The organism is Saccharopolyspora sp. NPDC002686, assembly GCF_040295745.1.
Taxonomy (GTDB): domain Bacteria; phylum Actinomycetota; class Actinomycetes; order Mycobacteriales; family Pseudonocardiaceae; genus Saccharopolyspora; species Saccharopolyspora oryzae.
Window position 1 is genome coordinate 1 of the sequence record NZ_JBEOVY010000499.1, and the last position, 4276, is coordinate 4276.

Sequence of the window (4276 nt, forward strand, 5' to 3'; positions counted from 1 at the left end):
GGGAAAACATTGGCAAATCGCAGAGGATGAATATCCATATTGGACGCTCCTCGGATCGCCGCCGCGGACCGGTCGAGATGGAATGTCCAATGAGGTCGTGGACGGCCTGATGTCCACCGGTGACCTCGGTCGCACCGACTCGTCCGGTCGGCTGTTCGTCGTCGGCCGCGAGGACGACATGATCATCTCCGGTGGCGAGAACGTCTACCCCAAGGAGACCGAGGACGCCATCGGCCGCCTGCCGGAGGTGTCCGAGACGGCCGTCATCGGCGTCGACGACCCGGACTTCGGCCAGCGGCTCGCCGCGTTCGTGGTGCTCCGCCCCGGCCAGGACCTCGACGCCGAGCAGGTGCGCGACCGGGTCCGCGACCGGCTGTCGAAGTTCGCGCTGCCGCGGGACGTGATCTTCCTGGACGAGCTGCCCCGCAACGCCACCGGCAAGGTCGTGCCCCGCGAACTCCGCGAACGGCTCGGAACATGACCTGGACGGATGCACGATCACACCTCGTGGCGAGCTAGGCTGCCTCGGGTGAATGACCGTCTAGTGTGGATCGACTGCGAAATGACCGGTCTCGATCTCAGCAAGGACGCGCTGATCGAGATCGCCGCCCTGGTCACCGATGCCGACCTGAACATCCTCGGCGAAGGCGTGGACATCGTCATCCACGCCGACGACGAAACCCTGGCCGGGATGCCCGAGGTGGTCCGGGACATGCACGAGCGCTCGGGGCTCACCGAAGAGGTGCGGCAGTCCTCGGTGACCCTGGCCGAAGCCGAACAGCAGGTGCTGGACTACATCCGCCAGCACGTCCCGGACGGGCGCTCGGCCCCGCTGGCGGGCAACTCCATCGCCACCGACCGGGGCTTCATCTCCCGCGACATGCCGCGGCTGGACTCCCACCTGCACTACCGGATGGTCGACGTGTCGTCCATCAAGGAGCTGTGCCGGCGCTGGTACCCGCGGATCTACTACGCGCAGCCGGAGAAGGGCCTGGCGCACCGCGCGCTGGCCGACATCCGGGAGTCGATCCGCGAGCTCGCCTACTACCGGCGCACCGCGTTCGTCCCGCAGCCCGGTCCGACCAGCGAGCAGGCCCAGGCCGTCGCGGCGGAGCTGCTGCAGGCCGACAGCGCGGAGGCCGCCGGGAAGCAGCCCGAAAACGGCCGCTGACCAGCGGTGAGGCCGTTAACCGGAGCCCGCGGAAAACCGCGTGACGGCGCACGCTAGTATATGAGCGTTGCTTCGGAAGGCGGCCTCCACGAGGCCAGCTCCGAGCGGCCGAGGTGGGTGTAGCTCAGTCGGTAGAGCACTGGGTTGTGGTCCCAGGTGTCGCGGGTTCGATTCCCGTCACTCACCCCAAAGCCGAATGAGGCCTGATTCCCCGCGAATCAGGCCTCATTTGCATTTCCGGACCAATAGGTGCGAAGAAAAGGGCCCCGCTCGCCGGAGCGGGGCCCTTTTCTTCAGCCGGTCAGCCGCGGGTCACCTGTTGCCCGCGACCCACTGGTCCCACGGCACCTGCCAGTCCCCGAAGCCGTCCCAGGACTTCAGGTCCGGGCCGCCGGAGTTGGTGATCTCCACGACGTCGCCCTTCTTGAGCAGGTCGAAGATCCACTTGGCGTTGTCCATGCTCATGTTGATGCAACCGTGGCTGACGTTGCGGCGCCCCTGATCGGACACCGACCACGGCGCCGCGTGCAGGAACTCGCCACCGTTGGAGATCCGGACCGCCCACTGCACCTCGGTGCGGTAGCCGCCCGCCTCGATCGGCAACCCGTACGTCGAGGAGTCCATCACCTTCGTGGCGTGGTGCTCGGTGACCACGTGCACGCCGTTGTTGGACGGGAAGGACGGCTTGCCCAGCGCGACCGGCATCGTCCGGATCACCTGGCCGTTCTTCTCGATCGACATCTGGTGGGAAGCACCATCGGCCTTCAGGATCACCGCGTCGCCGATCGTGATCGTCGCCTTGCGGTCCTCCTGGCCCCACACGCCGTTGCCCAGGTCGCGCCCGAAGACGTCGGCGTTGATGGTCACCTTGGTGCCCGGCTTCCAGTACTCCTTCGGCCGCCAGTGCACCTCGCGACTGTTGAACCAGTAGAACGCGCCCTCGACGGCCGGTTCGGTCTGGATCTTGATCGCTTCCTCCGCCTTGGCCTTGTCCGGCGCCGGGGCGTCCTTGCTGAAGTAGAACGCCAACGGCTGCCCGACCCCGACGGTCTGCCCGTCGAGCGGGTTCATCGACACGTAGCTCTGCTCGTCCGGCGACACCGTGGTGAACGTGGCCTGCTGGGTTATCCCCGGCCCGCTGGCGCCCTGCGCCGTCACCACCAGCGTGTAGGTCTTGCCGTAGCCGAGCTTCTCCCCCGCCGTCCAGCTCGCGCCGTCCTCGGCGATGGTGCCGGGCACCGGCTTGCCATCGGAGTTGGTCAGCTCCGCCTTGACGATCCGCCCGTTGGTCGCCTTCGCCGTGATCGGCCCGGCCGGGGCCACGTCCTTCGCCCCGTTCGTCGGCGCCAGCTCCAGCATCGGCGCCGGCGGCACGTCGTCGGACGAACCGGCGTCCGAACCAGCCCCGCTACACCCCGCGACCAACAGCGCCACCACGCCGAAGATCAACATCGTCAACAGCCGTGAAACCCTCTCGGGACCCCCGACCGGATTACGCCACTCCCTCATGAGCAACAGTCCGTCCGCTTAGAAGCACCACTAACCCCTGTGAACAGTGTGCCGCAAGTCCCCGACAGGTGACTAAGAGACCACGCCAACACACAGTGTGATCCGCGCAGGCCGATCACCCGTCCAGCAGACGCGGAGCCCCACCCCGAGGTTGCCCCGCGAAGTCGACCAACCCCGCGGGGCCGACCAACCCACCCCCCGTTCAAGCCCCTCCGGAGCCGTGCTAATCTTTTCCCCGTCGCCAGGGAGACCGACGCGGAAACCCGAAACGACAGGCCAGCGCCAATAGCTCAACTGGCAGAGCAGCTGACTCTTAATCAGCGGGTTCGGGGTTCGAGTCCCTGTTGGCGCACTCGACACAGCGAGACGCCCTGCCCACGCAGGGCTTTCACTTTGTCACCGGGAGACCGAACAGGAAACCCGACAACTGAACGAGCGCCAATAGCTCAATTGGCAGAGCAGCTGACTCTTAATCAGCGGGTTCGGGGTTCAAGTCCCTGTTGGCGCACTCGATAGTTGGGACGCCCTGCTCACGCAGGGCGTTTCGCTATTTCTGTATCTCGTCATTATTTTGGGGGGTCGAACCCCCCAAGCCCCCCACGGTGCGGGGGTTGCTTTTCGGACGTACCTCACCATGGGTGGTGTACCCGGCCTGGGTAGTCCTTGTGACGACGACCTGGCTCGGAGTGGGTTGTTGCCGTGGGTTGGCTTTTTGATCTTGGGTGGCAGCTAGGTGGTTAGGTGAGGCCTGAGGTTCTCAGGGTTAGGTTCAGGCGGCCTTTTTTCATTCCTATTTCCGGGGTTGTTGCTGGGGTTGTTCTTAGGACTCCGTGGTAGGCCAGGCGGGTTGGGCCTCCGAAGACGAAGAGGTCTCCTGAGGACAGGGTGATGTCCTTGTGCGGTTTGTTCCTGTTCTTCGTGTTTCCGAAGCGGAAGAGGGCGTCGTCTCCGAGGCTCAGGGAGACCACCGGGGCGTTGCTGTGCTCGTCCTTGTCCTGGTGCATTCCCATCTTGGCCGACTCGTCGTAGAAGTTGATCAGGGCCGTGTCCGGGGTGTAGTCGGTGTTCGGTTGGTCGTAGGCGTCTGCGACCGCTCTTCTGCCCAGGTCTGCCAGCCAGGTCGGGAAGGGGAGCACCGGGGAGCCGTCGTCCGTCGTCTTCGAATAGCGGTACGGGGTCCAGTGCCAGCCGAGGCAGACCGTTCGGACCGACATCACCCCGCCACTGGGGAGCTTCGGCGAGCGCATTCCCGCTCTCGCCCACTCCCGGCAGGCCTGCACCAGGTCGCGTTGCTCCTGCGGGGTCAGCCAGTCCGGGACGTGGACCGCTCCCGGGGCGATCTCCGCCCTGGTGCGCGGGATCAGCGAATCCATCGGCGCTCCTGTTCGCACATGACCCCATACTGGCAGTTCTCGCTGGTCGTGAGGACCGTCTCAGCACTGGATCACGCGGGTTCGTCAGGTTAGGCTCACCGAACTTCGACACCTAGCGAACAGGCAGGAAGCACCATGCTCCGTCCTCGTCGACTGCTCGCGGCGATCACCGCCGCGCTCGCTCTCGGCAGCGCCGCGGCGTGCGGCACGTCTGCACCCGACC

Annotated in this window: 4 protein-coding genes and 3 tRNA genes; 5 read left to right on the forward strand and 2 right to left on the reverse strand. The window is 65.9% G+C overall.

The window, feature by feature from the left end; genetic code table 11:
• Window positions 1-82 precede the first annotated feature (82 nt).
• The 3 genes from ABTZ89_RS36355 to ABTZ89_RS36365 all read left to right on the forward strand — a co-directional run bounded on the left by ABTZ89_RS36355 (window position 83) and on the right by ABTZ89_RS36365 (window position 1360).
• On the forward strand, window positions 83-481 hold the full coding sequence (locus ABTZ89_RS36355) for an AMP-binding enzyme (protein ID WP_351053542.1): 399 nt from the start codon (window positions 83-85) through the stop codon (window positions 479-481).
• 48 nt (window positions 482-529) lie between these two features.
• The gene (orn, locus tag ABTZ89_RS36360; protein WP_270950553.1) at window positions 530-1171 is read left to right on the forward strand and encodes an oligoribonuclease; all 642 of its coding nucleotides are present in this window, start codon (window positions 530-532) and stop codon (window positions 1169-1171) included.
• Window positions 1172-1284: 113 nt separating this feature from the next.
• Window positions 1285-1360, forward strand: a tRNA-His gene (locus tag ABTZ89_RS36365).
• A gap of 123 nt (window positions 1361-1483) precedes the next feature.
• Here the strand turns inward: ABTZ89_RS36365 and ABTZ89_RS36370 are convergent.
• Complete coding sequence (locus ABTZ89_RS36370) at window positions 1484-2623, reverse strand: L,D-transpeptidase (RefSeq protein WP_351053548.1); 1140 nt, start codon at window positions 2621-2623, stop codon at window positions 1484-1486.
• A gap of 336 nt (window positions 2624-2959) precedes the next feature.
• On the opposite strand from ABTZ89_RS36370, the gene ABTZ89_RS36375 reads away from it, so the two are divergent.
• Both ABTZ89_RS36375 and ABTZ89_RS36380 read left to right on the forward strand, forming a co-directional pair.
• A tRNA-Lys gene (locus ABTZ89_RS36375) sits at window positions 2960-3032 on the forward strand.
• 83 nt (window positions 3033-3115) lie between these two features.
• Window positions 3116-3188 (forward strand) — tRNA-Lys (locus ABTZ89_RS36380).
• A gap of 229 nt (window positions 3189-3417) precedes the next feature.
• On the opposite strand, the gene ABTZ89_RS36385 is transcribed toward ABTZ89_RS36380, so the two are convergent.
• Complete coding sequence (locus ABTZ89_RS36385) at window positions 3418-4053, reverse strand: alpha-ketoglutarate-dependent dioxygenase AlkB family protein (RefSeq protein WP_351053545.1); 636 nt, start codon at window positions 4051-4053, stop codon at window positions 3418-3420.
• Between the last annotated feature and the right edge of the window lie 223 nt (window positions 4054-4276).

Coding starts and splice junctions, on each gene's coding strand:
- ABTZ89_RS36355 (WP_351053542.1), top strand. CDS start 83: ATGTCCAATGAGGTCGTGGACGGCCTGATGTCCACCGGTGACCTCGGT.
- ABTZ89_RS36385 (WP_351053545.1), bottom strand. CDS start 4,053: ATGGATTCGCTGATCCCGCGCACCAGGGCGGAGATCGCCCCGGGAGCG.
- ABTZ89_RS36370 (WP_351053548.1), bottom strand. CDS start 2,623: ATGTTGATCTTCGGCGTGGTGGCGCTGTTGGTCGCGGGGTGTAGCGGG.